21 protein-coding genes, 1 pseudogene and 1 riboswitch are annotated in these 25,759 nt (G+C 71.1%); of the genes and pseudogenes, 8 read left to right on the top strand and 14 right to left on the bottom strand.

What is annotated here, in order from left to right:
* Positions 1-226: 226 nt before the first annotated feature.
* The 3 genes from purH to NS354_RS06625 all read right to left on the bottom strand — a co-directional run bounded on the left by purH (position 227) and on the right by NS354_RS06625 (position 3,019).
* Positions 227-1,885: a bifunctional phosphoribosylaminoimidazolecarboxamide formyltransferase/IMP cyclohydrolase gene (gene purH / locus NS354_RS06635; RefSeq protein WP_058593791.1), complete on the bottom strand. Its 1,659-nt coding sequence runs from the start codon at positions 1,883-1,885 to the stop codon at positions 227-229.
* Between the two features lie 87 nt (positions 1,886-1,972).
* Complete coding sequence (gene purN / locus NS354_RS06630; protein ID WP_058593790.1) at positions 1,973-2,578, bottom strand: phosphoribosylglycinamide formyltransferase; 606 nt, start codon at positions 2,576-2,578, stop codon at positions 1,973-1,975.
* A gap of 9 nt (positions 2,579-2,587) precedes the next feature.
* Positions 2,588-3,019, bottom strand: a complete 432-nt coding sequence (locus tag NS354_RS06625) for an OsmC family protein (protein ID WP_058593789.1) — start codon at positions 3,017-3,019, stop codon at positions 2,588-2,590.
* A 111-nt stretch (positions 3,020-3,130) separates the two neighbouring features.
* Between NS354_RS06625 and NS354_RS06620 the strand changes: the two genes are divergently transcribed.
* The 4 genes from NS354_RS06620 (at position 3,131) to NS354_RS06600 (ending at position 7,504) form a co-directional block, all read left to right on the top strand.
* Entirely contained in the window at positions 3,131-3,889 is a 759-nt protein-coding gene (locus NS354_RS06620) for a methionine ABC transporter ATP-binding protein (protein ID WP_058593788.1), read from the top strand.
* Entirely contained in the window at positions 3,886-4,566 is a 681-nt protein-coding gene (locus tag NS354_RS06615) for a methionine ABC transporter permease (RefSeq protein ID WP_082677948.1), read from the top strand. The genes NS354_RS06620 and NS354_RS06615 overlap by 4 nt, the downstream gene beginning before the upstream one ends.
* A gap of 56 nt (positions 4,567-4,622) precedes the next feature.
* Positions 4,623-5,441, top strand: coding sequence for a MetQ/NlpA family ABC transporter substrate-binding protein (locus tag NS354_RS06610; protein WP_058593787.1), 819 nt, complete (start codon positions 4,623-4,625; stop codon positions 5,439-5,441).
* 203 nt (positions 5,442-5,644) lie between these two features.
* Positions 5,645-7,504, top strand: coding sequence for a cell wall anchor protein (locus tag NS354_RS06600; RefSeq protein ID WP_193750720.1), 1,860 nt, complete (start codon positions 5,645-5,647; stop codon positions 7,502-7,504).
* A gap of 6 nt (positions 7,505-7,510) precedes the next feature.
* On the opposite strand, the gene NS354_RS06595 is transcribed toward NS354_RS06600, so the two are convergent.
* The 8 genes from NS354_RS06595 to NS354_RS06560 form a co-directional block, all read right to left on the bottom strand.
* Positions 7,511-8,080 carry a hypothetical protein gene (locus tag NS354_RS06595; RefSeq protein ID WP_058593784.1) on the bottom strand — a complete coding sequence of 190 codons (570 nt, stop codon included), beginning with the start codon at positions 8,078-8,080 and terminating at the stop codon, positions 7,511-7,513.
* Positions 8,080-9,660: an ABC transporter permease gene (locus tag NS354_RS06590; protein ID WP_058593783.1), complete on the bottom strand. Its 1,581-nt coding sequence runs from the start codon at positions 9,658-9,660 to the stop codon at positions 8,080-8,082. The genes NS354_RS06595 and NS354_RS06590 overlap by 1 nt, the downstream gene beginning before the upstream one ends.
* A gap of 119 nt (positions 9,661-9,779) precedes the next feature.
* A complete protein-coding gene (locus NS354_RS06585) occupies positions 9,780-10,847 on the bottom strand; it encodes a thiamine ABC transporter substrate-binding protein (RefSeq protein ID WP_153002131.1) in 1,068 nt (355 codons plus the stop codon).
* Positions 10,848-10,867: 20 nt separating this feature from the next.
* Positions 10,868-10,976, bottom strand: a riboswitch (TPP riboswitch).
* Between the two features lie 6 nt (positions 10,977-10,982).
* Entirely contained in the window at positions 10,983-12,887 is a 1,905-nt protein-coding gene (locus NS354_RS13545; protein ID WP_193750719.1) for a cell division protein PerM, read from the bottom strand.
* Between the two features lie 154 nt (positions 12,888-13,041).
* Entirely contained in the window at positions 13,042-13,944 is a 903-nt protein-coding gene (gene sucD / locus NS354_RS06575; RefSeq protein ID WP_058593780.1) for a succinate--CoA ligase subunit alpha, read from the bottom strand.
* Positions 13,945-13,974: 30 nt separating this feature from the next.
* Positions 13,975-15,141: an ADP-forming succinate--CoA ligase subunit beta gene (gene sucC, locus NS354_RS06570; protein ID WP_058593779.1), complete on the bottom strand. Its 1,167-nt coding sequence runs from the start codon at positions 15,139-15,141 to the stop codon at positions 13,975-13,977.
* Between the two features lie 84 nt (positions 15,142-15,225).
* A complete protein-coding gene (locus NS354_RS06565) occupies positions 15,226-16,260 on the bottom strand; it encodes a GGDEF domain-containing protein (RefSeq protein WP_058593778.1) in 1,035 nt (344 codons plus the stop codon).
* Entirely contained in the window at positions 16,253-17,212 is a 960-nt protein-coding gene (locus NS354_RS06560; RefSeq protein ID WP_058593777.1) for a GGDEF domain-containing protein, read from the bottom strand. Before NS354_RS06560 ends, NS354_RS06565 begins: the two co-directional genes overlap by 8 nt.
* Positions 17,213-17,437: 225 nt before the next feature.
* On the opposite strand from NS354_RS06560, the gene NS354_RS06555 reads away from it, so the two are divergent.
* Positions 17,438-18,067, top strand: coding sequence for a TetR/AcrR family transcriptional regulator (locus NS354_RS06555; protein WP_058593776.1), 630 nt, complete (start codon positions 17,438-17,440; stop codon positions 18,065-18,067).
* A gap of 17 nt (positions 18,068-18,084) precedes the next feature.
* Here NS354_RS06555 and NS354_RS06550 read toward each other — a convergent pair whose 3' ends face one another.
* Complete coding sequence (locus NS354_RS06550) at positions 18,085-20,652, bottom strand: ATP-dependent helicase (RefSeq protein ID WP_058593775.1); 2,568 nt, start codon at positions 20,650-20,652, stop codon at positions 18,085-18,087.
* Positions 20,653-20,741: 89 nt separating this feature from the next.
* On the opposite strand from NS354_RS06550, the gene NS354_RS06545 reads away from it, so the two are divergent.
* Positions 20,742-21,758: an asparaginase domain-containing protein gene (locus NS354_RS06545; protein ID WP_241490402.1), complete on the top strand. Its 1,017-nt coding sequence runs from the start codon at positions 20,742-20,744 to the stop codon at positions 21,756-21,758.
* A 141-nt stretch (positions 21,759-21,899) separates the two neighbouring features.
* On the opposite strand, the gene NS354_RS06540 is transcribed toward NS354_RS06545, so the two are convergent.
* Entirely contained in the window at positions 21,900-22,952 is a 1,053-nt protein-coding gene (locus tag NS354_RS06540; RefSeq protein WP_058593773.1) for a glycerophosphodiester phosphodiesterase family protein, read from the bottom strand.
* Positions 22,953-23,075: 123 nt separating this feature from the next.
* Between NS354_RS06540 and NS354_RS06535 the strand changes: the two genes are divergently transcribed.
* Entirely contained in the window at positions 23,076-23,903 is an 828-nt protein-coding gene (locus NS354_RS06535; protein WP_058593772.1) for a Bax inhibitor-1/YccA family protein, read from the top strand.
* 347 nt (positions 23,904-24,250) lie between these two features.
* Here NS354_RS06535 and guaA read toward each other — a convergent pair.
* Positions 24,251-25,474, bottom strand: a pseudogene (gene guaA, locus NS354_RS06530) (glutamine-hydrolyzing GMP synthase); the annotation flags it as partial.
* Between guaA and NS354_RS13790 the strand changes: the two are divergent.
* The coding region (locus NS354_RS13790; protein ID WP_241490396.1) for a glutamine amidotransferase-related protein at positions 25,421-25,759 on the top strand (339 nt) is incomplete at its 3' end. The pseudogene guaA and the gene NS354_RS13790 overlap by 54 nt on opposite strands.

The raw sequence follows: 25,759 nt of genomic DNA, 5'->3' as shown, positions 1-25,759 counted from the left end.
ACCCCGTGCATGATGCCCGGGGTGATGCGGGCGCGCGCCTCCTTCACCGCCGACAGCTGGGCGAGCGTGCTGCCGAACACCGCGCCGAATCCGATCAGGTGCAGAACGATGAGAATTCCCTTGACGATTTCCACACCTCGATTCTCCCGGGGCGAGCACGCCCTCGCAACGAAGGCGAGGCTTGCTCACACCAGATGAATGCGCGCGAAAATCGCAGGTCAGGCGATCAATGGAAGAAGTGGCGCTCCCCCGTGAAGTACATGGTGACGCCCGCGGCCCGCGCGGCCTCGACGACCTCGGGGTCGCGCACCGAACCGCCGGGCTGCACCACTGCGCGCACACCGGCGTCGAGCAGCACCTGCAGGCCGTCGGCGAACGGGAAGAATGCGTCGGAGGCGGCGACGGATCCGCGTGCGCGTTCCCCCGCCCGCTCGACTGCCAGACGGCACGAGTCGACGCGGTTGACCTGTCCCATGCCGACGCCCACGGAGGCGCCGCGGTTCGCGAGCAGAATGGCGTTCGACTTCACCGCGCGGCTCGCGCGCCAGGCGAATTCGAGGTCGGCGAGCGTCTCGGCGTCTGCGGGCTCGCCGGTCGCGAGCGTCCAGTCGGACGCGCTCGCGAACGTGCGGTCCGAATCCTGCAGCAGGAAGCCGCCGGAGACCTGGCGCAGCTCGACCGGGTTGGGCGTGTAGTCGGCCGGCAGCACGAGCAGGCGCACGTTCTTCTTCTGCGTGAGCACGGCGAGCGCGTCGGGTTCGAAGCCGGGCGCCACGATCACCTCGGTGAAGATCTCGGAGACGGTCTCGGCCATCGCCCGGGTGACCGTGCGGTTCGCGGCGATCACCCCGCCGAATGCGGAGACGGGGTCGCAGGCGTGCGCGAGCTCGTGCGCAGCCGCGATGGGGTCGGCGGCGTCGTCGGGGGCGACCGCGATGCCGCACGGGTTGGCGTGCTTGATGATGGCGACGGCGGGGCGCTCGTGGTCGAACGCGGCCCGCAGCGCGGCGTCGGCGTCGACGTAGTTGTTGTACGACATCTCCTTGCCGTGCAGCTGGGTGGCCTGCGCGATGCCGGAGCCCTCGTTCTCGGTGAAGAGGGCGGCGCGCTGGTGGCTGTTCTCGCCGTATCGCAGCACCGATTCGCGCAGCCCGAAGATCTCGTAGCCGACGTATCCCTCGCCGGTCTCGAAGATGCTGTCGATCGAGGCTTCGGCGGCCTCCGCCTCGGCGGCGGGGGCGTCGCTCCACTGCGCGTCCTCCTGCTCGAGGAACCAGTTCGCCACGGCGGCGTCGTACTGGGCCGTGTGCACGAAGGCCTCGGTGGCGAGCGAGCGGCGTTGAGCGAGTGTCGTGCCGCCGGATCGCAGGGCTGCGATCACCTCGTCGTAGCGCGCGGGCGAGACGACGATCGCCGCGTTGGCGTGGTTCTTCGCGCTCGCGCGCACCATCGCCGGGCCGCCGATGTCGACGTTCTCGATGACGTCGGCGGCGGGCTTGCCCGAGGCGACCGTCTCCTCGAACGGGTAGAGGTTCACGACGACCAGTTCGAAGGGGGCGAAGCCGAGGGCGTCGAGCTGCCCTCGGTGGTCGGCGAGGCGCAGGTCGGCGAGCAGGCCGGAGTGCACGGCGGGGTGCAGCGTCTTCACGCGACCGTCGAGGGCCTCGGCGAACCCGGTGACGTCGGCGACGTCGGTCACGTCGTGGCCGGCCTCGCGGATCGTGGCGGCCGTAGACCCGGTGGAGACGATTTCGACGCCGTGCTCGGCGAGCGCCGCGGCGAGGTCGAGGAGGCGGGTCTTGTCGCTGACGGAGATGAGTGCGCGTCGCACGGGCACGATGTCGCGGTGCTCGTAGAGGCTGGGGTCGTGGCTCTGGACTGCCATGCGGCGTGGCTCCTTAGGTCGGTGTTCGCTGGCCGGTGGGGGTGTTCGCTGGCGGAGTGAGAGGCGGGGGCCGGTCGGGCTGCGGGATCACGCCGCGCCGGGCAGCGCGAGGCGCCCGAGCGCGATGTCTCGCACGGTCTCGACGAGCAGCGGGCGCTCGAGCTGCTTGATGCGCTCGTGCAGATCGGCCTCCGTCTCGCCGGGCAGCACGTCGACGGCCGCCTGGCGCAGCACCGGGCCGGTGTCGACGCCCTCGTCGATGACGTGCACGGTGACTCCCGTGCGTGCGGCGCCTGCGGCGAGCGCGTCGCGCACGGCGTGGGCGCCCGGGTACTCGGGGAGCAGCGCGGGGTGGGTGTTGATGAGGTGCGGGCTGAAGGTGCGCACGAAGCCGGGCGGCAGGATGCGCATGAGGCCCGCGCTCACGACGAGCCCGCGGTCGGGGCCGGTGCCCACGTGGTGCTCCTGGATGGCGGCGGCGAGCACGGCGCCCCACTCCTCGCGCGTGGCCGAGTCGCGCGGGCGCACGACGAACGTGGGGATGCCGGCGCTTCTCGCGTGATCGAGGCCGGGCGCGTCCGTGTCCGATCCGACGCAGGCGATCTCCGCCGGAAAGTCGGGGTCCGCGGCGGCGTCGATCAGCGCTTTGAGGTTGCTGCCGCCACCGGAGATGAGAACCGCGATTTTCAGCACCGCATCAGTTTACGCGACGGCGGTGACGCGCACGGCCGAGCGGCCGCTGAGCATGCGCGAGACGGGGCACCGTTCATGGGCGGCGACGGCGAGCGCGCGCGCCTCGTCGAGCGGCACGCCGACGAACCGCAGTTGCGCGTCGCCCGAGAACTCGTAGCCGCCCGCGGTGCGCGCGTGGAGTGAGATCTCGGCACGCGCTTCGACCTCGATGCCGGGCCCGGCCACCACGCGAGCGGCGGCGTTGAGGCAGGTCGCCCACGAGAGCGCGAGCAGCTCCTCCGGGTTCGTGGCTCCCGCGCGGGCGGCGCCGGTCGGCGCGGCTACGGCGACGCGCAGCCCGTCGCCCTCGATCCAGCTCTCGCCGTCGACCCCGTCGACGTTTCGCGCCGCGGCAGTGAACAGGGCGGGCGCGCTCCCCCGCGAATCGTCGTGGTGGGTCATGCTGCTCCTCGCGTCGGGGTGGGTGCGCGGGACTTGCTCTGCCGCCCGCCAGCGCCTATCTTAGACCGAGTCTAAGTAATCCTCGTTCCTCTCCTCCTCGGGCGGTGTCTCATGAGTGCTCCGATTGCCGCACCCGCGGCGGTCGTCTTCGACCGCGTCACCCGACGGTTCGGCAGCGGCGAGGGCGCCGTCGACGCGCTCGCCGACGTCAGCCTCGACATTCCCCGCGGATCGATCTTCGGGGTGCTCGGCGAGAGCGGCGCCGGCAAGTCGACGCTGCTGCGACTCATGAACGGCCTCGATCACCCGACGAGCGGACGGGTGCTCGTCGGCGGCACCGACCTGGCATCGCTCGCGCCACGCGAGCTGCGCGCCATGCGGCACCGGATCGGCGTGGTGTTCCAGCACTTCAACCTGGTCGGCAATCTCACCGCGCGCGCCAACGTCGCCCTTCCGCTGCGACTGCAGCACCGGCGCGATCCCGAGCGGGTCGCTGCGATGCTGGAGTTCGTCGGCCTCTCCGCGCTCGCGGACCGGTACCCCGCCCAGCTCTCCGGCGGCCAGCAGCAGCGCGTGGCCATCGCGCGCGCCCTCGTCACCGGTCCCGAGCTGCTGCTCTGCGACGAGCCCACCTCCGCACTCGATACGCACACCACCGCGGAGATCCTCGATCTGCTGCAGACGACGCGCACGGAGTTCGGAACGACCATCGCGCTCGTCACCCACGAGCTCGACGCCGTGCAGGCCGTGTGCGACGCCGCCGCGGTCTTCGAGCGGGGGGTGCTGCTCGACACCGTGGCGGTGCCGCGCACCACCCGGCAGCGGGAGCAGCGCTATCTCGATCACGTGCGGTCGAGGCTCGCGTCGTGACGATCTGGAACGAGCTGCAGCGCGTCTTCGGCGAGCACGGTGCGGAGATCGCCCGCGCCATGGGCGAGACCGGCTACATGGTGCTCGCCTCGATCATCGTCGCCGCGCTCTTCGGCACACCGCTCGGCATCGTCATCTATCTCACCCGCGCGGGCGGCGTCATGCCGCGACGAGTCATCTGGACCGCGGCGAACGCGTACGTCACCATCGTGCGCTCCTTCCCGTTCCTCCTCTTCGTCGTGTTCATGATCCCCGTAACCCGGCTGGTGTTCGAGACGAGCTTCGGCACCGTCGCCGCGACCTTCCCGCTCGGCTTCGTCGCCGTGGCCATCTATGCGCGGCTGACCGAGCAGATCCTGCTCGAGCTGCCGAGCGGTCTGCTGCTCGCCGCCGAATCCATGGGCGCCGGCATCGTGCAGACCGTGTTCCGCTTCCTGCTCGTCGAGGGGCGCTCCGGTCTCGTCTACGCGTTGACGTCGGCCACCATCAGCTTCGTCTCCTACTCCACCGTGCTCGGCGTCGTCGGCGGCGGCGGCATCGGCGACTTCGCGATGCGCTACGGCTACCACCAGTACGACTTCACCCTGATGTACGTCACGATCGCACTCATCGTCGCGTGCGTCATGCTGCTGCAGAGCCTCGGCACGCGCGTCTCGCGCGCGATCGATCATCGCTGACGGCGCCGCCGGATCCCCCGACCCCTGACCACCCGCACCCCGACAGGAAGCACGCCATGCATCGCCGTCTCATGCTCACGACCACCACCGCCGCCATCGCCCTCCTCGCGCTCTCCGGCTGCGCCTCGGGTTCGAACTCGAGCGCCGGCGGCGCAGACGGGGAGGGCACCCGCACCCTCAAAGTCGCCGCCACCACGACTCCGATGACGGACGTCGTGGAAGCGGCGGCCGAAGCCATCGAAGCGCCCTACGAGATCGAGCTCGTCGAGGTCGCCGACTACGTGCAGCCCAACTCGATGCTGCAGCACGGCGAGCTCGACGCGAACTTCGTGCAGCACCCCCCGTTCATGGAGGAGTTCAACGCCGGCAACGACGCCTCGCTCGTCGTCATCGAACCGGTCTACCTCACCGTCGTCGGCATGTACTCGAGCTCGCACGCAAGCCTCGACGACATGCCCGAGGGCGGGCGCATCGTGATCCCGCAGGACACCTCGAACGCGGCGCGCGCGCTGCAGATGGTGGCGCAGGCCGGGCTCATCGAGCTCGATCCCGAGGCCGACACCTGGTCGGTCACGGTCGACGACATCACGGAGAACCCCCGGAAGCTCGAGTTCGTCGAGGTCGACATCATGCAGCTCTCCGCCGCCTACCCCGAGGCGGACGCCGTCTTCCTCCACGGCACCTTCGCCCGTCAGCTCGGGCTCACGCCCGAGGACGACGCGATCGCCACCGAGCAGGATCCCCAGTTCGCGGTGTCGCTCGTCTCGCGCGAGGACAACGCGGATTCGCCGGAGGTCGCGGCGCTCGCCGAGGCCTTCCACAGCGACGAGGTGCGCCGCGCTCTCGAGGAGGCCGACGTTCCTGTCGCGTTCTAGCGCCGAGCGCCCGCTTCTCATCCGCTGGGAATGGTGATTGACCGGCCCATCACCGTGTGTTTGACTCACTCATTATGAGAGCACGCCGCGCGCTTCGATTGCTCCTCTCCACCGGTCTGGCCGGAGGCCTGGTGCTCTCGGGCGCAGCTGCGGCTCACGCGAACCCGATACCCGATACGGGGTCCGGCTCCGGCGGGACCTCAGTGACCCTTCCCCTGCCCGAGGCCGGGCCCGCCGTGCTCGCGGATCTCTCGGCGGGCGACGTCCACACCCTCGGGCTGAGTTCCGACGGGGTGGTATACGCCTGGGGGTCGAACGGCTCGGGGCAATTGGGGAACGGTTCCAGCGCGAATTCGAGTACCCCGATCATGTCGCAGGTTCCGACCGGCCGCACATTCGCCGCTGTCTCGGCGGGGAATCACCACTCGTTGGCCCTGGGATCGGACGGGGTCCCCTACTCCTGGGGGTACAACAACGAGGGCCAGCTGGGTGATGGAACCCGCACGAATTCGAGCAGCCCACTCGCGGTCTCGGCACCTCCCGGGGTGTCGTTCACCGCGCTGGCGGCGGGTGGTGTGCACTCGCTGGGGCTGACCGCCGACGGGGTCGTCTACGCGTGGGGATCCAACGGCTCCGGCCAGCTGGGCGATGGAACGAACATCACGTCATCGGTTCCGGTGGTGGTGCAGGCTCCGCCTGGCGTGCGCTTCACCGCTATCGCTGCGGGCGACTACCACTCGTTGGGCTTGGGTTCCGACGGAGTGCTCTACGCATGGGGCTACAACAACGCCGGCCAGCTGGGTGTGGGCAGCACGACGAACTCGAACATCCCGGTCGCGGTCTCGGCGCCGCCCGGTACGACCTACACCGAGTTCGCGGCGGGCGCGGGCCATACGGTGGCGCTGGGTTCCGATGGGGCCCTCTATTCCTGGGGTTCCAACGGCTCCGGCCAGTTGGGCGACGGGACGAACACGGCCTCGAGCGTTCCGGTCGCCGTCGCCACTCCACCCGGCATCGCCTTCGTGTCCGTCACGGCGGGCGATTACCACTCGGCGGGGTCGAGCGCTGAGGGAACTCTCTTCACGTGGGGCTCCAACGGCTCCGGCCAGCTGGGGGTCGGAACGAATGCGAACTCCAATGCGCCGGTGAAGGTCGAGGCCCTGTCGGGCACTGCGGTGACGGCCATCACTGCGGGGAACGCGCATTCGGCGGTGGTCGACGCGAACGGAGTCGCACACTCCTGGGGATCCAACGGGTCCGGCCAGCTGGGCACCGGAACGACGGCAGCCTCGAACGTCCCGGTCGCGGTATCCGGGCCCGTCAGAGCGGTGCACGTCGACCGGGTGCTGTTCGGCGGCGTCGCGGGGACCGAACTCGTGTCCGGCGCCGACACGCTGACGGTGCTCACCCCTGCGAGCGGTTCCTGTGTCGTCGATGTCGTGGTGGAGTGGTCGGCCGACGGGATCCCGCAGACGCCGGTCGCGTATCCGAACGGGTTCACGTACACGCAGCTGCCGGAGGTCGCTCTACCCGACGATCAGCGCACGGCTCCCGGAGAGACCGCCGTGTTCTCCACCGCGGTCACGGGATGCACTCCCGCCGACGAGGTGTTCTGGGAGACTTCCGCTGACGGAGAGACGTGGGCGCGGGTCGCGGAAGGCACTGATGCGGCGGTATCGCCCGATGGGACGACACTGACGCTGTCGAACGTTGCGCGGAGTGCGGATGGTCGCCAGTACCGCGCGGCAGCGGGCAATATCGAAGGCGTCGGTCGGAGCGAACCCGCCATCCTGTCGGTGGCGGAGGCGAGCACGCCCCCGGAGCCTCCGGAGTCCCCGGAGTCCCCGGAGTCCCCGGAGCCCCCGGGCGACGATCCCGCCGAGCCCGGAGCGAACGAGCCGGGAGCCGCCGAGCCCGGAGCGAACGAGCCGGGTGGGGGCGGGACACCTGAACTCGCATCGACGGGCGCCGCCCTCCCCGCCGGAATCGCCGGCCTGTCTCTGGTCGGTGCGGTGGGGGGAGCGCTGCTGTGGGCGGTGGGACGCCGGCGCAGCAGGGCGTGAGCCCATTCAGAGCGAGCGCAGCCCCCGCGGCTCCGGGCGCGGCCCGATCGTGCGATCCGCGAGCTGCCAGGGGCGGTGCCGCGCGTACAGCGCCTCCTCCTGCGCCGCCCAGCGATCCCAGTGGGGCGCGTAGACGTCGCCGTCCCGATCGAGCGCCCGCCGCTTGCGCACCTCGACGTCGACCTCCAGCCACACGCTGCGCACGAGAGGATCGGCGGAGCGCCGCCCCGCGACGTCGGCGCCGGCCGCCCAGTCCCGGGCCGCGGCGAGATTCGCGGCGGTGATGGCGCCGCAGCCCTCGATCACGAGCGGCGCGCGGGGCGCGATGCGCTCCCGGGTGCCGAACTGCTCAGCGATCCAGTCGTACACCCGGTAGGCGCCGGAGCGCAGCGCGGCCGCGAGCGCCTCCGATCCCTCGGCCAGACCGTCCCAGCCCGGGTAGAGCGCCTCGACGTGCAGCACCTGGGCCGGCCTGCCTGCCGCCGCGCACGCCGAGGCGACCTGCGCGGCGAGGCGGGTCTTGCCCGACCCCGAGCGACCGTCGATGAGGAGCACATCGGCTTCGATGAGTCGCATCAGAACTCCCGCGCCCCGTCGGTGCGCCACCGCTCGGCGAGCAGCATGATCCCCGCCGTCACCGCTCCGAGCACCACCGCTCCCGCGAGCCCGGCGCCGTAGCTGCCGGGCGCTGGGTGCCCGATCAGCGCGGCCACGGCCACCGGCAGCGTCTGCTCCCCCGGCCGCACGAGGAAGGCGGTCGCACCGAACTCCCCGAGCGACGCCGCCCCGGCGAATCCGAGCGCGAGCCCCGCTGAGCGCCCGAGGAGCGGCAGGTCGATGGCGCGCAGCATCGCGAACGGACCGGCGCCGAGCGACGCCGCCGCGTCCCTGAGCTCCGGGGCGATGCCCCGCAGCACGGGCAGCAGGGTGCGCACCACGAGCGGCAGCGCCACGAGCGCCTGCGCGATCGGAATCAGCGCGGTCGAGGTGCGCAGGTCGAACCCGATGCCGAGCGGGCGGTGCATCGTGAGCAGCAGCCCGAACCCGAGCGTCACCGCCGACACCCCGAGCGGCAGCATCACCAGACCGTCGAACGCCTCGATGCCCCGGCGCAGCATCGGCGCGCGCGGCCGGCGTGAGAGCACGAGCGCGAGCAGCATCCCGAGCGCCATGGCGATGAGCGCCGCGACCACGGCGATCCGCAGCGATGCGACGATCGCCTCGACCACGGTTCCGTCGATCGGCAGGCCCGGCGGCGGATCCGCGAGCGCGGCGTAGTTCGCGAGCGTCCATTCGCCGTCGCGACCCGTGAACGATCGCGCCACCAGCGCTCCGAGCGGAAACGCATGGAGCAGCAGCACCGTCGCCCCGAACAGCACCAGCACCGGCGCATCGGCCCGTCTCGGCCGCTCGCCTCGACCCCGCTCCTCGCGCAGCACCACCGCCCGCTCGCCCGCGCGCCGCAGCCGCGACGACACGACGAGCGCGAGCGCCACGATCCCGAATTGGGCGATCGACAGCACCGCCGCGCCGCGCAGGTCGAGGAACTGCACGGTCAGCCGGTAGATCTCCGTCTCCACGTTCGCGAACGCCGTGCCTCCGAGAATGAGCACGACGCCGAACGACGTGGAGCAGAAGAGGAACACCAGCGCGGCGGCCGAGGCGATCGCGGGGCCGAGCGCGGGAAGGGTGACCATGCGCCAGGCCTGCGCGCGCGACGCGCCGAGCACACGCGCCGCCTGCTCCGACGTGTCGTCGAGGCGCGACCAGAACCCGCCGACCGTGCGCGCGACCACGCCGACGTTCGGAAAGGCGAGCGCGAGCACCACGGCGATGAAGCTCTGATCCCACCCCCACGACGCGAGCGGCCCGCCCGGGCCGAGCAGCGCGGAGAACGCGACGCCCACCACCACCGAGGGCAGCACGAAGGGCACGGTGAGCACCCCCTGCAACAGCGCCCTCCCTGGAAAATCGAGGCGGTACAGCGCGTACGCCGCCGGCACGCCGAGCAGCAGGGAGAGCACGGTCGCGAGCCCGGCCTGCGCGAACGTCTGCCCGATGACGCGCCACGTGCGCTCGGCGCCGAACACCTCGGGCAGGCCGCTCAGATCGAGCGATCCCCCATCGGTGAAGCCCGTCGCGACGAGCGAGAGCACCGGCCAGACGAAGAAGAGGACGAGGAATCCGAGCGGCAGCGCGGCTGCCGTCGTCCACGCCGCGACGCCCCACGGGCCGAGTGCGGCACGTGGGGCGTCGCGGCCGATCCGGCGGATGGTTACAGCCCGATCTGCTCGCTCAGCGCCTTGAGCCAGGTCTCGCGGCCCGCCTCGATCTCGCGCGAGTCGAGGTCGTGGGTCTGCCCCGCCGCCGGCGACGGCGCGAACTGCGTCCACGCCGCGGGCATCTCGACGGTGCTGTCGACCGGGTTCATGTACATCGCGTCGGGGATCGTCTGCTGGAACTCGTGCGAGACGAGGTAGTCGACCACGGCGCGGGCGCCGGCCTCGTTCTCGGCGCCCTGCAGCACTCCGGCGTACTCGACCTGCCGCGTGCAGGTGTCGAGCAGGGCGGCCGTGCTCGACGCGGTGCCCGCCTCGTCGACGGTGAACGCCGGTGACGACGCGTAGGAGACGACGATCGGTCGCGTCCCGTTCTCTCCGCCCTGCGTGAACTGTCCGTAGTAGGCGTCGCTCCACCCCTGCTCGATGCGCGCTCCGTTGTCCATGAGGCGCTGCCAGTAGTCGGCGAACCCGTCCTCGCCGAATTCTGCGACGGTGCCGACGAGGAACGACGCGCCCGTCGACGACGCGGTCGGGTCGAGCAGCACGGTGAGGTCGCGGTATTCGGGCTTCGTCAGATCGTCGTACGATTCGGGCGCGGCGAGCTGCTGATCCGAGAACCAGGCTGTGTCGATGTTGATGCACGTCGCTCCGTGGTCCACCGCGACGAGCCCCGAGTCGGGATCGCCGTCGACCGCGAACTGCTCCGCGTCGCCCGGCAGGTGCTCGGGCGTGTATTCGGCCACGACCTCGTTCTCGAGCAGACGCGAGGCGAAGATGTTGTCGACGCCGAAGAAGGCGTCCGCAATCGGCGCGCCCTTCGTGAGCACGAGCTTGTTCGTCAGCTCACCGCCGTCTCCGGCGGAGACGACCTGCACGTCGAAGCCCGTCGCGGCGCTCGCGGCCGCCGCGAAGTCCTCGTTCGGGAACGAGTCGTGCACGGCGAGCGTCACGGTGCCCGCGCCATCTCCGTTCGTCTCGTCGGCGGCGCCGGTCGCGCAGCCGGTCAGTCCGATCCCGAGCACGGCGGCAGCGGCAGTCGTGGTGAGTGCGGCACGCCGCATTCGTCGGGGTGTGAGCGTAGGCATCATCGATGCGTCCTTCCTCCGCTGGCATGAACCAGATCAGGTGAACGGTCGGAGCTCGCGTGCTCCCTCTCAGCCCCGCGCGCCGGGACTCCCGTGGATTGCCCTCTTACCCTAACGTCCGCGCCCGGGCCAGCGCCAACCCGAGCGCCGCTCGGTCTCCGGCGGCTCCTCGGCCGCTGCGTCGGTCGGCGACTCGGCATCCCACGCGAAAGCCTGGAGCAGTGCCGCCTCGTCGGTCAGCTCGTCGACGCCGGGCGCGGGTTCGGCCGTCGCGCCGGGCTGCGGATCCCCGGCCGTGCCGGGCCGCGTGCGGCCGCGCGCAGGGCGCGCCAGCTCCTCCGTCTCGAAGGACTCGGTGTCGACGGACTCGGTGTCGACGGATTCGGTGTCGACGGATTCGGCCTCGCGCGCACCGGTCTCGAACGCATCGGTCTCGAACCCGTCGGTTCCCGACGCGTCGGTCTCGAACGCGTCGGTCTCGAACGCGTCGGTCTCGAACGCATCAGTCTCGAACCCGTCGGTTCCCGACGCGCCGGAGTGCTCCACCGAGAACGGCGTCGACGCGAGCGATCCGGCGGTCACGGGCGGGGCGGCGCGATCATCGGCGTCGAGCCGCCCGGCGACCTTCCACCGCCGTGCAGCGCTCCGTCGATCCGCACCCAGCTCGAGCGCCTCGTCCACTGCGGCCTCGAAATCCACGTCGTCTTCGGGGGCCTGCGCCTCCGCAGCACCGGGCCGAGTCCCGCGCCCCCCTCCGATACCGGGGATCGCTTCCGGCATCGCGGCGCGAACCTTCGCAGCATCGAAGCGGCCGACGACCACACCGATCAGCAGCCCGCCGCCCACTTCGAGCGCGACGACGCCGCCGGTGAGCCAGGCTTCGGGCCCGTTCGAGGCGAGGCGATCCGGCCCCAGCGAACCCGTGGCGAGGGCGCTCGCACCCGCGACGCACAGCCCCACCAGCCCGGCCGCCAGCACCGTGATCGCGAGAGCGGCGGGCCAGGATGCGCGGCGCAGCGCCGGCCGGCGGGCGAAGAGCACCCCCAGCGCGAGAGCGGCCACGACGAGCGCGCCCGGGGCGAAGGCGCCCCGCTCCCCCCACCCGTCGGGGAGCACGCCGAGCATCGGCAGCGCGGGGAGCGGGCCGAGCAGCGTCTCGAACGGCGTCACCGAGCTTCCCGCCCCGATCGCGAACCCCGTGCCCGACATCCAGGCGACGCTCCACACGATCGCGATCGGCATCAGCGCGATCTGCACGAGGAACAGCGTCAGCGATCCGATGGGGTCCAACTGCAGGCTCTGCGCCAGTGCGGTCACGTCGGCGTACCCGGTCGCGACGGCGACGGCGAACGCGACGGCCGCGATGCCGAAGACGAGCGCGAGGGCCGCCCCGGCGAGGCGGAGCAGCTCGGCCGCACGGCTCGGCAGCGCTGCGCCCGATCGCACCCCGAGGTACTCGATCGCGCGGAGGGCCTGGCGCACGCTCCCCGCCCACCACGGATGCCCGTCGCGCCCCGCCCGCACGAGGAACGCCGCGGCCGAGGCGACGCCGTAGACCGATGCCGCGCTGAGCGCCGCCTGCATCGACGTCCATTCGATGAGCGGCGCGGCGAACACGGCTGCGACGAGGGCGACCGCCCCGAAGCCGACGATGCCGCCGACCACGCCCATCGCGCCGACTCCGCCGCGCCCGGCGAAGCGCCAGCCCGCCCGCAGCGCGAGCAGCACGGAGATCAGCGTGATGCCGAGCGGGGCCAGCGACAGTGTGAAGTCGAGTGCTTCGGGAGCGAGCCCCAGGCTCAGCGCGGCTTCCGCCGACACCGAGAAGTGCAGGGGAACGAAGTGCGCGAGCAGCCACACGCCGGTCACGTCCGCGGCGACCGAGGCGGGCTCCGCGGCGAGCCCGAACGTGATCACCCAGATCAGCACTGCGGGGACGGCGACGACCGCGATTCCGGCGAGCGCCACGGCGACCGCCTCGATTGCGGCGATCACCGCAGTCACCAAGGATCTCATTGCCAGAATCTTACTCCGCCCCGCACCACGAACTCCCTGCTCGCGCACCCCGCGCGATCCACACGCGCGCGCTTCTCCGTCGCCCGCCTGCGAAACACGCAGACGGGGCGGCCTCCCGAAGGAGACCGCCCCGCCGAACGACGACGCCTGGCGCCTAGAGCGCGTTGAAGGCCTCGCGCAGCAGGTTCGCCGTCTCGGTCGGCGTCTTGCCGACCTTGACGCCCGCAGCCTCGAGCGCTTCCTTCTTCGCCTGCGCGGTTCCCGCGGAGCCCGACACGATGGCGCCCGCGTGGCCCATGGTCTTGCCCTCAGGCGCGGTGAAGCCGGCGACGTAGCCGACGACCGGCTTCGTCACGTTGGCCTTGATGAACTCGGCGGCGCGCTCTTCGGCGTCGCCGCCGATCTCGCCGATCATCACGATCGCGCGCGTCTCCGGGTCCGCCTCGAATGCGGCGAGCGCGTCGATGTGCGTCGTGCCGATGACGGGGTCGCCGCCGATCCCGATGGCCGTCGAGAAGCCGAGATCGCGCAGCTCGTACATCATCTGGTAGGTGAGCGTGCCCGACTTCGACACGAGTCCGATGGGGCCCTTGCCCGTGATGGTCGCCGGGGTGATGCCGGCGAGGGCCTCGCCCGGCGTGATGATGCCGGGGCAGTTCGGGCCGATGATGCGGGTCTCGTTGCCGGTCGCCTGCGCGTGCGCCCACAGCTCCGCGGAGTCCTTCACGGGAACGCCCTCGGTGATGATGACGAGCAGCCCGATGCGCGCGTCGATGGCCTCGATGGCGGCGTCCTTGGTGAATGCGGGCGGCACGAACGCGACGGAGACGTCGGCGCCGGTGGCCTCCATCGCCTCCGCGACCGAGGCGAAGACGGGCAGTTCGACGCTGTTGCCGTCGGCGTCGACGTGCGAGACGGTCGTGCCCGCCTTGCGGGCGTTCACACCGCCGACGACGTTCGTGCCCGCCGCGAGCATGCGCGCCGTGTGCTTGGTGCCCTCGCCGCCGGTGATGCCCTGGACGATGACCTTGGAATCCTGGTTCAGGAAGATCGACATGGTGGTTCTCCTACAGTCTTTCGTCTCGGCTCAGCGGGCGTTCGCGAGTTCGGCTGCCTTGTCGGCGCCCTCGTCCATGGTGGCGGCCTGCGTCACGAGCGGGTGCGCGGCCTCGTTGAGGATCGCACGTCCCTCTTCGACGTTGTTGCCGTCGAGGCGCACCACGAGCGGCTTGTTCGCCGCATCGCCCAGCTTCTCGAGCGCCCCCACGATGCCGTTGGCGACGGCGTCGCACGCGGTGATGCCGCCGAAGACGTTGACGAAGACGGACTTCACCTGCGGGTCGCCGAGGATCACGTCGAGCCCGGCCGCCATGACCTCCGCCGATGCACCGCCTCCGATGTCGAGGAAGTTGGCGGGCTTCACGCCGCCGTGGTTCTCCCCGGCGTAGGCGACCACGTCGAGCGTCGACATGACGAGGCCCGCTCCGTTGCCGATCACGCCGACCTCGCCGTCGAGCTTCACGTAGTTGAGGTCCTGCTCCTTGGCCTTCGCCTCGAGCGGGTCCTCCGCCGACTTGTCGGCGAGCTCCGCGTGCTGCGGCTGACGGAAGTCGGCGTTCTCGTCGAGCGATACCTTGCCGTCGAGGGCGATGATGTCGCCGGCGCCGGTGAGCACGAGCGGGTTGACCTCGACGAGGGTCGCGTCTTCGCCGACGTACACCTCGTAGAGCTTCTGGAACACGGGAACCACCTTCGACACGAGCTCCTCGGGGAACTTCGCGGCGCGGGCGATCTCCTCCGCCTTCGCGGCGTCGATGCCGACGAGCGGGTCGACGGCGACGCGCGCGAGCGCCTCGGGCTTCTCGACGGCGAGCTGCTCGATCTCCATGCCGCCCTCGACCGAGGCCAGGGAGAGGTACGAGCGGTTGGCGCGGTCGAGCAGCACGGAGAAGTAGAACTCCTGGGCGATGTCTGCGCCCGCGGCCACCATGACGCGTTCGACGACGTGGCCCTTGATGTCGAGCCCGAGGATCGACTGCGCCGCCGCGAACGCCTCGTCGGGGTTCTTCGCCACCTTGACGCCGCCGGCCTTGCCGCGGCCGCCGGTCTTGACCTGGGCCTTCACGACGACCACGCCGCCGAGCTTCTCGGCCGCCGCGCGCACCTCTTCGGGGGTGTCGGCGACGATGCCGGCCAGTACCGGCACCTCGTATCGTTCGAATAGATCTCGTGCCTGGTACTCGTACAGATCCACGTACTGTCCTTCGCTTGGGAGTCGGGGTGATCCGAGGCAGAAAAATGTCTCGATGTCGAGGTAACTCGACCGGGGCTCAGCCTATCACCGCGCGATGGGCGAACCCCGACCGTTGTCCGGTTTGGCGCGGTAGAGGGCCGCGTCTGCGCGGGCGAGCACCGCGTCGAGCGCCTCTCCCGGCCGGGCCGTCGCGATCCCCCACGACCACGCGAAGTCGGAGCTCGCCCGGAGGCGCCGCAGGCGATCCTCGACCGACGCCGCATCGCTGCGGAGCACGAGGGCGAACTCGTCTCCTCCGAGCCGCGCGACGAGACCGCCGTGCCGCCCGTTCGATCCGCGCCGTCCGACGAGCTCGTTCCATGCGCTCACGCTCGCCGAGAGCGCGGCGTCGCCCGCGGTGTGGCCGCCGGCGTCGTTCACGCCCTTGAAGTCGTCGAAGTCGAGCATGGCGACCGTGACCGGCTCCCCGCGTTTGGCGGCGCGCCTGCGCACGGCCCCGGCGAGATCCTGGAGCCCCCTGCGGTTCAGAGCTCCGGTGAGGGAGTCGATGCAGGCTTCCCTGCGCAGCTGCCGCTGCACGGTGCGCGCCCCTTCGAAGCAGAACAGTGCGACGAGGATCGCGTAGACGATCATGATGCGCGGGTCTGCCACGCCGCCGCCGAGATCGGGGTTCAGGTACAGGATGACGAGCAGCCGCAGGACGCCGAACGCGATGAGCGCGCGGCCGAGAACCGCCGGGTAGAACCAGCCGATGTAGAGCGCGATGAGCGGCAGTTCGAGCAGCGCGTTGATCTCGGCGTGCACGTGGATCGAGGCGAGGAGGAAGTACGTGGACAGGGATTCGATGCCGGCGAAGACGATGAGCCCGGCCCACCGCGGGTAGCGGCTCCCGAGCGCCAGCGGCAGCACCGTGGCGATGCTGTAGAAGGTGAGCCAGAGCGAGACGGCGGAGCGGTTGAGGTGGGGGTGCGGGAGGAGGAGGTCGAAGACGAAGACGGCGGCGAGCAGCAGCGGGACCGCCGCGCTCGTGTACGAGAACGGGGTCTGCCGACGGGTGAAGCGCTCCCAGGCGTCGCGCAGCGCGGCCCGGACGCTTCTGGCGACGCGGCGCTCACGCACGGTCGACCTCCTGCTTGCTCCGCTTCTGCCGGTACAGCGCCGCGTCGGCGCGGGCCAAGAGCGTGGCGATGTCGTCGCCGGGCGTGTACTCGCTCGCACCCCAGGACCACGGGTGCGGCGACGACGCGTGCAGCCGCTCGGCGATGGCGCTCGCCTCGGTGAGCTCCGTGTCGGGGAGCAGGATCGCGAACTCGTCGCCGCCGAGTCTGCCGATGACGTCGCCGCTGCGCAGCTCCGTGCGCCACGCGGAGACCGTCGACTCGAGGGCGAGGTCGCCGGCCGCGTGGCCGCGCGCGTCGTTGATCTGCTTGAAATCGTCGAAGTCGATGGCGAGTACGCTGATCGGAGCGGATGTGCGCTGCAGGCGAGCCGCGGCGCGCTCGGCGAACGGCGCGCGGTGCAGGGCGCCGGTGAGGGCGTCCGTGGCCTCCACGCGCTTCGCCCGCCGCCAGAGGTAGTTGCCCGCGACATAGCAGAACAGCAGGCTCAGCAGCCCGTGCACGGCGACGGGCGCGCCGATCCGCCCTTCGGCGTGGAAGAGGGGGTTGGCGAACGACACGACGCCGAACACGGCGATGCTCAGCGCGATCAGGGGCCCGGCGAGACGCGGGCGGACGAACCATCCGAGGTAGAAGGCGACGATGGGGAGCTGCTGCATCGCGGAGACGACGGTCTGCGGATCGTCGGCGAGGCTCAGGAAGTAGCCCTGCGCCGCGAGGAAGATGAGCACGGCGGTGATGCCGACCCAGCGCGGCAGCCGGCGTCCCATGACGAGCGCCGTCGCTGCGCCGCTGACCGTGATCGCGAGGAGCAGCCAGTTGAGCCAGGGCTGCGTCATGTTCACGTGGAACACGAGGTCGATCACGAGAGTGAGCGACATGAGTGCACCCGCGAAGGTCACGTACCACGAGTGCGCGTCGTGCCTGCGGAGCAGCGCGGTCGCCGAGGGCATACTCCACCCCTTCCGACGTCGGGTGCAGCCCCGAATTCCCACCAGCCCGCATTCAGGGTACACATCTCTTCGCCCGCCGTACACAAGCGGACCGCTCGCGCGCTCCCGCGGAGCGGGAGCATCTTCCGTTCTCTCAGCGACGGAGAATACACTCGATCGCGCTGTGGCCGCCGCCTGCCCGCTCCCGGACAGGCGTCAGAATCGACGCAGTGGGAGAGAAGTCACGTGAGCACTACCGAGGAGAACCGCCCCGAGGGTCTGCGCGCGCGGAAACGACGGCGCACCGAGAACGCGATCGAGTCGTCGGCCGTGCATCTCGCGCTGGAGCTCGGGGTCGAGCACGTCACCGTGGATGCCATCTGCGAGCGCGCAGACATCTCCCGGAGCACGTTCTTCAACTACTTCCCCTCCCGCGACGACGCCATCGTCGGGCGCGCCATCGAGATCCCCGATGGCGAGGCCGCCTTCTCCGTGCTGGATTGCACGCCCGAGGATCTGCCGCTCGGGCTGTTCCGCCTGCTGTTCGCCGCGATCGGCCACCGCAACGTCAACGCGGATCTCGCTCGCGACCGGATGCGCCTCGTCTCCGAGCAGTACGAGGCCGGGCGTCTGATGATGATCTCCATCCTGGAGTCGGGCCACCAGCTCGGCACGGTCGCGACCGCCTGGTTGCGGGCGCGCCCGGAGCACGCGAAGCTCGATTCCCCGGAGCGCGAGTCCGCCCTGGCGCTGGCCCTCGTGCACGGGGCGATGACCGCGAAGATGACGGAGTGGACGGCCGCGAGCGGCGACGTCAGTGCCGAGGAGTCGGACTTCCTCCGCATCGTCGACGACTTCCGCGTGCTGCTCGGCTGACCGCCCGCTGCACCGTGCTACTCCTCGCCCGCCTCGACCTTCTCGATCGGCGCGAGCTTGACGAGGAGCTTGCGCTCGCCGACCGTGTCGAACACCACGTGGGCGATCCGCTTCGTGCCGACGCCGGAGACGCCGGTGACCCGACCCTCCCCGTATTCGTCGTGCCGAATGCGGTCGCCGGTCGCGAGTTCGAGATCTCCGTTATCGCGCACGGATCCCCCGACGAGGTTCGGGAAGCCCCCGCCCGAGGCCTGAGCCTCCTTGGCCAGCCGCTTGCGCTCCCGCCACTTGTCGAGCGCGGACTGCATGTTGCCGCTCGCCGGCTCGCTCACCGCGCCGGAGCCCGACCCGCCGCCCGAGAACGTGACGGCGGAATCGGTGCGGGTGCGCGACCAGGATCCGCCGCCGCTCGACCGCGGCGCGTTGAGGGCGCGCGACGCGGTGCCACCGCGGCCGGTGACCTCGCCCGGTGACTGGCGCCAGTCGATGAGGCCCTCGGGGATCTCCTGCAGGAAGCGGGACGGCATCGCGACGGAGACGTCGCCGAACGTCGCTCGGGTCGACGCGAGCGTGAGGTACAGGCGCTCGCGCGCTCGCGTGATGCCGACGTACATGAGCCGGCGCTCCTCGCTGATGCCCCCGATCTCGTCGACCGACATCTGATGCGGCAGCAGCCCCTCCTCGACACCCGTGATGAACACGGCCTTGAACTCGAGGCCCTTCGCGGTGTGCATCGTCATGAGCGAGACCGTGCCGCTGGAGTCGTCGAGATCGTCGGCCGCTGCAACGAGGCTCACCTCAGTCAGGAAGGCGAGCAGGCCGGCTCCGGGCTGCTTGACGTCGAACTCCCGGGCCACCGCGAGCAGCTCCTCGAGGTTCTCGGCGCGCGCGTCGTCCTGCGGGTCGCGCTTCGCCCGGAGCTTCTCGATCATGTCGGTCTCGTCGAGCACCAGCTTCATCACGTCGGCGACGGGTGCCGGCTTGGCGTCCTCGCCCGCGACATCCGTCGCCCCTCCGCCCACGGCCATGCGCGACGCCCGCACGAGCATCTCGCCGAGCGCGCGGACGGTGGCGCGGATCTTCGGGCCGATCGCCGTGACCTCCTCGGCGCGGAGCATCGCCTCGTGGAAGGAGACGCCCTGCGCCTCCTGGAAGTTGGCGAGGTGGGCCTCTGCCATGGCCCCCACCCCGCGCTTCGGCGCGCCGAGCAGACGCGACCACGCGATCGGGTCGTACGGGTTCGCGATGCTCGTGAGGTAGGCCATCGCGTCCTTCACTTCGGCGCGCTCGTAGAACTTCGTGCCGCCGAGCACGCGGTAGGGGATGGCGGATCTGATGAACAGCTCCTCCAGTGCGCGCGTCTGGGAGTTGGTGCGGTAGAACACGGCGATGTCGCTGTAGGCCAGCCCCGCGCGGTGCAGGTCCTCGATCTCCTCGGCGACAAAGCGGGCCTCGTCGTGCTGCGAGTAGCCGGTGAACCCGACGATGCGCTCGCCGTCTCCCTCGGAGGTCCAGAGGTGCTTCTCCTGGCGATCGAAGTTGTTGCCGATCACGGCGTTCGCGGCGGAGAGGATGTTCTGCGTCGAGCGGTAGTTCTGCTCGAGCTTCACCACCTCGGCGCCGGCGAAGTCGCGCTCGAACTCGACGATGTTGCGGATGTCGGCTCCGCGGAAGGCGTAGATGGACTGGTCGGAGTCGCCCACCACCGTGAGACTCGCGGGCGGAATGCGGCCGGAGGCGTCGAGTTCCTTCGCGCGCGCCGGCGGCACGAGCCGCTCGACCTCCTCCGGCTCGACCGGCCGGGTGAGTTCGCGGATCAGCGAGTACTGCGCGTGATTCGTGTCCTGGTACTCGTCGACGAGGATGTGGCGGAAGCGCCGCTGGTACACCGCGGCGACGTCGGGATGCGCACGGAAGAGATGCACCGTCTGCCCGATCAGGTCGTCGAAGTCGAAGGCGTTCGCGCGCTTGAGCTCCTGCTCGTACATGCGGAAGATCTCGACGAACAGCCGCTCCCGGGGATCGTTCTCGTTCATCGTCGCCGCGTGCGTCGCCGCATCGACGAGCTCGTTCTTCAGCTTCGAGATCTTCGCGCCCGAATTCGCGGGCGTGAAGCCGTAGGTATCGGCGTCCAGCTCCTTGATGATGCGCTTCAGCAGCGCGCGCGAGTCCGCCGAATCGTAGATCGTGAAGCCGGAGACGTAGCCGAAGCGCTCGGCTTCGCGGCGCAGGATGCGCACGCACGCCGAGTGGAACGTGGAGATCCACATGCCCTGCGAAGCGTCGCCCAGCAGGCCCTCGATGCGCTCGCGCATCTCGGCGGCCGCCTTATTCGTGAACGTGATGGCGAGGATCTGACTCGGCCACGCCTCGCGTTCGCGGATGAGATGCGCGATGCGGTGGGTGAGCACCCGCGTCTTCCCCGACCCGGCGCCCGCCACGATCAGCAGCGCCGGGCCGCGGGTCGTCACCGCGCGCGCCTGCGCGGGGTTGAGGCCGTCGACCAGCGGGTCGCCGCCGGCGTCGTGGGCGGCGGATCCGCCGATCGGAAGCCCGGAAGGGTCGAGAAGTTCGAAGTCGCTCATCGTGCGCCCAGTCTACGAGGCGCCCCCGACATTCGACGCGTCGACCCGTGCGTACGACGGCCGCTCCCGGATACCGGAGAATAGACATCATGTCATCCCCCGCCCCTCGGCGCCCCTCCGTGCTCGTCTTCGCCACCGGAGGAACGATCGGCATGCGCCGCACCGACAGCGGCCTCGCCCCCGACCCCGAGTTCCCCGAGATCCTCGAAGACCTCGTCGCGCGCATCTGCCTGCCGCTCGGCGTCGAGGCCCGCGTCAACCACCTCTCCCCCGCGATCGACAGCGCGAACGCCGACGCCGACACCGCCCCGAAGATCGCCCGCGCCGTTCGCGCCCGCGTGCGCACGCAGCGCCCCCGCGGCGTCGTCATCACGCACGGCACCGACACGCTGGCGTACACGGCGGCGCGGCTCGCCTTCGAGCTCGGCGACCTCGGCGTCCCGGTGGTCGTCACCGGCAGCCAGCTCGCCCACGGAGAAGCCGATACCGACGCGATCGGCAACCTGACGCTCGCCATCCGCGCCGCGGTGAAGGCGGCGCCGGGCTCGCCCGCGGCCATCGCCTTCGGCGGCGAGCTGCTCCCGGCCGTTCGCGCGACCAAGCACGACAGCATCGCGCTCGCCGCCTTCCGAGCCGAGCTTCCGCTCGCCCCGGGCGGCATCGGCGTCCCCCCGGCCCCGGCCGGGTCGGCCGACGCCGCGCCGCCCGCGCCCGCCCGCGTGCTCGCGTTCCGGTTCGTTCCGGCCGTGACCGCCGACGATCTCCGCGCATCGGCGGGCGGGCGCCCGCACGGACTCGTGCTCGAGTGCTACGGCAGCGGCAACGGCCCCATGGCTCGGCCCGGCATGCTCGGCACGCTCCGCGAGCTGTGCGCCGCGCTGCCCGTGGTCGCCGTCACCCAGTGCGCGACCGGCGGGGTCGATCTCGGCCGGTACGCGGTCGGCAGGGAGCTCGCGGCCGCCGGGGCGATCGACGGCGGCGACATGACGCTCGAGGCCGCCATGGGGAAGCTCGGCTTCCTCGTCGACCGCGGGCACGATCGCGCCGAGATCCGCGACCTCATGCTGCAGAACCTCGTCGGCGAGCGCACGGTCGCAGCCGCCTGAGCGGATCGGCGAGGCGGAGCGGATCGGCGGAGCGGATCGGCCCGGCGAGGCGGAGCGGATCGGCCCGGCGAGGCGGAGCGGATCGGCGAAGCGGAGCGGATCGGCCCGTCTCGGCGCCCCGCCGCGCCGGCTCCGCCCGGGTCAGGCCCTCTCGCCGTCGCGGATCGCGACCCCCAGGTCGGGGTGGTCGACGAAGACACCGTCGACGCCCGAGCTCGCGACCATGGAGAATTCGCCGCGCCAGTCGCCCCACTGCGCCGGCGCAGCCCCGCCGTCGCCCGGACTCCCTTCGGGCGACGCGCGGCGGAACGCCGGGTTCAGGAAGCGGTTCTCGGGGCGCAGGGTCCACGTGTACACCCGCAGCCCGCGGGCGTGCGCCCGCTCCACGAGACTCGTCGGCCCGACCGCGGCGCCGAGCGCGTCCACGCGCAGCAGGTCCGCCTTCGCGACGCTGATGCCATCGACGCGGCCGACCAGGAGGTCGAGGCCGGCGTCGCTGCGATACCACGCGTAGCTGCGGGCGGGGGCGTCGCCGACGGGCTCGTCGGCCGGCGATCCGAGCTGCTCCGCGAGGAACACGATCTCCGCACGCACCCCCGACGCCCGCAGCCGGTCGAGCACGCCGAGCTCGAACGACTCGATCACGAGCCGGTCCCGTCGATCCGCCCAGCCGCACGCGGCGAGCTCGGCGCGCAGCATCGCGGCGAGGTCGAAGCCGCGATCCGCGAAGAAGCGCGCGTGCTTCACCTCCACGACCACCCCGATCGGGCGGTCGAGGGCCGCGCTCCGCTCGTCGACGATGGCGAGCACGTCTCGCAGGCGCAGGATCCCCTCGGCGCCGTCGAACCGCGCGTTCTCGGGCCGAATACCCGGCAGACGCTCCCGACAGCCGAGCGTCGCCAGCTCCTCCCAGCTGAAGTCCTCGGTGAACCAGCCCGTCAGCCGCTCGCCGTCGACGGTCTTCGTCGTGCGCCGGTCCGCGAAGCGCGGGCGAGCGGCCACATCCGTGGTGCCCGATATCTCGTTCTCGTGCCGCACGACGAGCACCCCGTCGCGCGTCGCGACGACGTCGGGCTCGACCAGGTCCGCCCCCATCTCGCAGGCGAGGCGGTAGGCCGACGCCGTGTGCTCGGGACGGTAGCCCGACGCCCCCCGGTGACCGATGACGAGCGGGCGGCGTGCGGGGCTGACCATACCCTCAGCCTAGGCGAGGAGGGGGTCGCCGGGCACTGCACACCGTCCGGAAGTCACAGCCGATCCGAAGCGCGCCCTCGATACACTGAACCAGACCCATACGCCTGGAAAGGATCCCGACGCATGAGCAACCCCGCTCTCAGCAACAATCCCGCACTCAACGGTAAGACGCTCAGCGCGGACGAGCTGCGCCGCATCTACGATCAGCCCGCCGCGCAGACGCAGCGGCCCGGCATCGACGTTCCGGCGTCCGAGGCATCCTCCGGCGGCATCCAGCACCCGCCGGTCGCCCCGTCCGACAAGCCGATGACCTACGAGAACACGATCTCGAAGACGATTCTGCTCTTCGTCATCGTGCTCGCATTCGGCGCCATCGGCTGGCAGCTGCCGGAGCTCGCGTTCCCCGCCGCCATCGGTGGCCTCGTGCTCGGCCTCGTCAACGCCTTCAAGAAGCAGCCGAGTGTTCCGCTCATCGTGCTCTACGCCGTCTTCCAGGGCGTCTTCCTCGGCGGCATCTCGGGCGTCTTCGAGTCGCAGTGGTCGGGCATCGTCTCGCAGGCGATCATCGGCACGCTCGCCGTGTTCGCCGTCGTGCTGGTCCTGTTCCGCAGCGGGAAGGTGCGAACCAGCCCGAAGCTGAACAAGATCTTCATGGTCTCCATCTTCGGCTACCTCGCGTTCTCGCTCGTCAACGTCGTGCTCATGCTCACCGGCGTGAACGACGATCCGTGGGGCCTGCGGAGCGGCTGGCTCGGGCTCGCGATCGGCGCGTTCGCCGTGCTGCTCGCCTCCTACTCGCTCGTGATGGACTTCGAGCTCATCCAGAACGGCGTGCAGAACCGCGTGCCCGAGAAGTGGGCCTGGTCGGCCGCGTTCGGCCTCATGGTCACGCTGATCTGGCTGTACGTCGAGATCCTCCGCATCCTCGCCATCCTGCGCGGCAGCGACTGACAGGCAGTGCATAGAGACGGGCCCGGCGCTTCGGCGCCGGGCCCGTCTCTGCGTCCGCCGTCCGCGCCTCTCCCCCGGCCCGTCAAGCCCCCGCTGGCCCGCCGAACCCCTGTCGGCCTGCCGAACCCCTGGCCGAACGCCCGTCCACGAGATAGGGGTTCGGCGAGTCGACGGGGGCTCGGCGGGAGGGCAGGATCCGCCGGCGGCGCCCCGGCGACCGCCGAGCGCAGCAACGGAAAAGCCCGGCCGAAGCCGGGCTTTTCTGACGATCGCACGCGATCGCGACCGAGGCCGAGACGGCCTCGGAGCAGGCTACGAACGGTCAGAAATGACCGTTCGCTCCACGCCTACTCCCACTCGATCGTTCCCGGCGGCTTCGACGTGACGTCGAGCACCACGCGGTTGACCTCCGGCACCTGGTTCGTGATGCGGTTCGAGATGCGGGCCAGCACGTCGTACGGCACGCGCGTCCAGTCCGCCGTCATGGCGTCCTCCGACGAGACCGGGCGCAGCACGATCGGGTGACCGTAGGTGCGTCCGTCTCCCTGCACGCCCACGGAGCGCACATCGGCGAGCAGCACCACCGGGCACTGCCAGATCGTGTTGTCGAGACCCGCGATCGTCAGCTCTTCGCGCGCGATCGCGTCGGCCTCGCGCAGCACCTCGAGGCGCTCGCGGGTGACCTCGCCGACGATGCGGATGCCGAGCCCGGGGCCGGGGAACGGCTGACGCCCGACGATCGCCTCGGGGATGCCGAGTTCGCGACCGATGGCGCGCACCTCGTCCTTGAAGAGGGCGCGAAGCGGCTCGATGAGCTCGAAATCGAGATCTTCCGGCAGGCCCCCGACGTTGTGGTGCGACTTGATGTTCGCGGTGCCCGATCCGCCGCCCGACTCGACCACGTCGGGGTAGAGCGTGCCCTGCACGAGGAACTTGATGGGCTCCCCCTCGGCCTTCGCCTCGGCGACGAGATCGCGCTGCACCTGCTCGAACGCGCGGATGAACTCGCGGCCGATGATCTTGCGCTTCTGCTCCGGGTCCGTCACCCCTGCGAGGTGGCCGAGGAAGGTGTCGGCGGCCTCCACGGTGACGAGCCGCACGCCGGTCGACTGGACATAGTCCTGCTCGACCTGCTCGCGCTCGCCCTTCCGCAGCAGTCCGTGGTCGACGAACACGGCGGTCAGCTGGTCGCCGATGGCCTCGTGCACGAGCGCGGTCGAGACGGCCGAGTCGACGCCGCCGGAGAGCGCGGAGATGACGCGCGCGCTGCCGACCTGCTCGCGGATGCGCGCGATCTGCTCGGCGATGACGTTGCCCGCGTTCCAGTCGGGCTCGATGCCGGCGACGTGGTGGAGGAAGTTCTCGAGGATCCGCTGACCGTGGTCGGAGTGCTTCACCTCGGGATGCCACTGCACGCCGTAGAGGCGGCGCTCGGCGGAGCCGAAGGCGGCGACCGGGGTGACCGCGGTCTTCGCGAGCACCTCGAACCCGTCGGGGGCGGCCTGCACCGCGTCGCCGTGACTCATCCACACGTTCTGCTCGGCGGGCTGCCCGCCGAGGATGGCCCCGCCGTCGCCGACGAGCTCGGCGGCACGGTCGGCAACACCGGCGACCGAGAGTACGGCGCGACCCACGCCGAGCTCGTCGGCGACGGCGGGGCCATCCTCGGCGGGCAGCCCGCCGAGCAGAACGTGTGGATGAGTCACGGCGACGCGGTGCAGGCCGCCCCCGACGGGTTCGAGGTGCTCGCGAAGACCGCGGTCACCCCGGTCGCCGCCTTCGGCTCCGCCGAGCGCCGCCTCTACGGCGTGCAGTGGCATCCCGAGGTGAAGCACTCCGACCACGGTCAGCGGATC

The sequence above is a fragment of the Leucobacter chromiiresistens genome, assembly GCF_001477055.1.
Taxonomy (GTDB): Bacteria; Actinomycetota; Actinomycetes; order Actinomycetales; family Microbacteriaceae; genus Leucobacter; species Leucobacter chromiiresistens_A.
The sequence above is the reverse complement of the archived record's forward strand: the minus strand, read 5'-3'. Positions and strand labels throughout refer to the sequence as shown.

Coding starts and splice junctions, on each gene's coding strand:
- purH (WP_058593791.1), bottom strand. CDS start 1,885: ATGGCAGTCCAGAGCCACGACCCCAGCCTCTACGAGCACCGCGACATC.
- NS354_RS06595 (WP_058593784.1), bottom strand. CDS start 8,080: ATGCGACTCATCGAAGCCGATGTGCTCCTCATCGACGGTCGCTCGGGG.
- NS354_RS06560 (WP_058593777.1), bottom strand. CDS start 17,212: ATGCCCTCGGCGACCGCGCTGCTCCGCAGGCACGACGCGCACTCGTGG.
- NS354_RS06545 (WP_241490402.1), top strand. CDS start 20,742: ATGTCATCCCCCGCCCCTCGGCGCCCCTCCGTGCTCGTCTTCGCCACC.
- NS354_RS06550 (WP_058593775.1), bottom strand. CDS start 20,652: ATGAGCGACTTCGAACTTCTCGACCCTTCCGGGCTTCCGATCGGCGGA.
- NS354_RS13545 (WP_193750719.1), bottom strand. CDS start 12,887: ATGAGATCCTTGGTGACTGCGGTGATCGCCGCAATCGAGGCGGTCGCC.
- NS354_RS06610 (WP_058593787.1), top strand. CDS start 4,623: ATGCATCGCCGTCTCATGCTCACGACCACCACCGCCGCCATCGCCCTC.
- NS354_RS06585 (WP_153002131.1), bottom strand. CDS start 10,847: ATGCGGCGTGCCGCACTCACCACGACTGCCGCTGCCGCCGTGCTCGGG.
- sucD (WP_058593780.1), bottom strand. CDS start 13,944: ATGTCGATCTTCCTGAACCAGGATTCCAAGGTCATCGTCCAGGGCATC.
- NS354_RS06535 (WP_058593772.1), top strand. CDS start 23,076: ATGAGCAACCCCGCTCTCAGCAACAATCCCGCACTCAACGGTAAGACG.
- NS354_RS06625 (WP_058593789.1), bottom strand. CDS start 3,019: ATGACCCACCACGACGATTCGCGGGGGAGCGCGCCCGCCCTGTTCACT.
- NS354_RS06540 (WP_058593773.1), bottom strand. CDS start 22,952: ATGGTCAGCCCCGCACGCCGCCCGCTCGTCATCGGTCACCGGGGGGCG.
- NS354_RS06620 (WP_058593788.1), top strand. CDS start 3,131: ATGAGTGCTCCGATTGCCGCACCCGCGGCGGTCGTCTTCGACCGCGTC.